Source organism: Streptomyces sparsus (assembly GCF_054776295.1).
Genome location: NZ_BAAHCA010001184.1, coordinates 1 through 1,276, shown reverse-complemented (window position 1 = coordinate 1,276; position 1,276 = coordinate 1). Strand labels below are relative to the sequence as shown.

Annotated in this window: 2 protein-coding genes; one reads left to right on the top strand and one right to left on the bottom strand. The window is 72.9% G+C overall.

The window, feature by feature from the left end; genetic code table 11:
• Positions 1-525: thioesterase family protein (locus ACYVE9_RS27290; protein WP_461030564.1), on the bottom strand; the 525-nt coding region annotated here is incomplete at its 3' end.
• Positions 526-599: 74 nt separating this feature from the next.
• Here ACYVE9_RS27290 and ACYVE9_RS27285 point away from each other — a divergent pair.
• Positions 600-1,217 (top strand): trimeric intracellular cation channel family protein, encoded by a 618-nt coding sequence (locus ACYVE9_RS27285; RefSeq protein ID WP_461030563.1) that lies wholly within the window; start codon positions 600-602, stop codon positions 1,215-1,217.
• Positions 1,218-1,276: the final 59 nt, after the last annotated feature.

Here is a 1,276-nt window from a genome sequence, read left to right as displayed (position 1 = left end):
TCCGAGCGCCCAGCCGACGGTGTCCGGGTCGAGGCGGAGGTCCAGGCGCCGGGCGATCGGCGGGGCGTCCGCGGCGCCGCCGGGAGCGTCCGACGTGCCGAGGCACTGCTCGACCGGGGGCATCGCGGGCGGCTTGGCCGCGGTGCGGATGTCGTCGGTGAGCGCGTCCAGGTCGCCGTAGGTGGCGAGCACCCGGATGCGTTCCGTCTCGGTGCCGTCCTCGGTGAGCTGGAAGAGGCCGGCCGAACCGGTGGACAGAGTGCGTCCTCGGCTGGCCGTGTCGGTGCGGATGACGGCCGGGCCCGGGCGGCTGGCGGAGAGGTAGTGCGCGGTGACCGTGAAGGGGTCGTCGTGCTTCAGCGCGTCACCGAGCGCCCGGCCCAGCACGGCGAGCAGGTAGCCGCCGTTGAGCGCGCCGCCGATCGACCAGCCGTCCGGCAGGTTGATGTCGTACACGCCCGGCTCTCGCCGCCGGACCTCGGTGTCCCGGTCGAACTCGCTGTTCCCGATGCTTGCCTCGCTCATGAGCAGAACGGTACAGCGTTCGGTTACTCACCGGTAGGGTAGGGCCTCGCCTGCGACGGTGACATGATCCCTGCATGCTCCACGTGCTCTATCTGGTGGGTGTCTCCGCCTTCGCGGCCAGCGGCGTGCTGGCCGCCCACCGCGCCAACATGGACCCGTTCGGCGGCCTGGTGCTGGCGTTCGCCGCGGCGGTGTCCGGAGGCACCCTGCGCGACGTGATCCTCGACCGCGACCCGCTCTACTGGACGCAGGACTGGGTGCTGCTGACCGTCGTGGGCAGCGTGGGCATCCTCACCATGGCCTACCTGCGCTTCTGGAGCCTCCCGCACCGCTCACTGCTGCTGGTGGACGCGGTCGGGCTGGCCGTGGTCACCGTGATCGGCGCCCGCGCCGCCATCGACTCGGAGGTGACACCGCTGGCCGTGCTGATCCTCGCGGTGCTGACCGGGGTGACAGGTGAGGTGGTGCGCGACATTCTCTGCGGCGAGTTCCCGCCGCTGCTGCTGCGCGAGGACGTGTACGCCACGGCGGCGTTCGCCGGCGCCCTCTGCTACCTGGTGCTGGACTGGCTGGAGGTAGACCAGAACCCGGCGACGGTGGTCTCGGCCGGGCTGGTCTTCGCGCTGCGGCTGGCGGCGATGTTCCTCGGCCTGCACCTGCCGCGCCCGCACCGCGCCGACCCCGACGCCTGACCGCCCCACCGCGGATGCGGGTGGGCGGGCCGACCGGCCCGCCCGCCCGGGGCTCACCG

Bases quoted from the DNA above. Each gene is read 5' to 3' on its own strand.
- ACYVE9_RS27285 (WP_461030563.1), top strand. From the start codon at position 600: ATGCTCCACGTGCTCTATCTGGTGGGTGTCTCCGCCTTCGCGGCCAGC.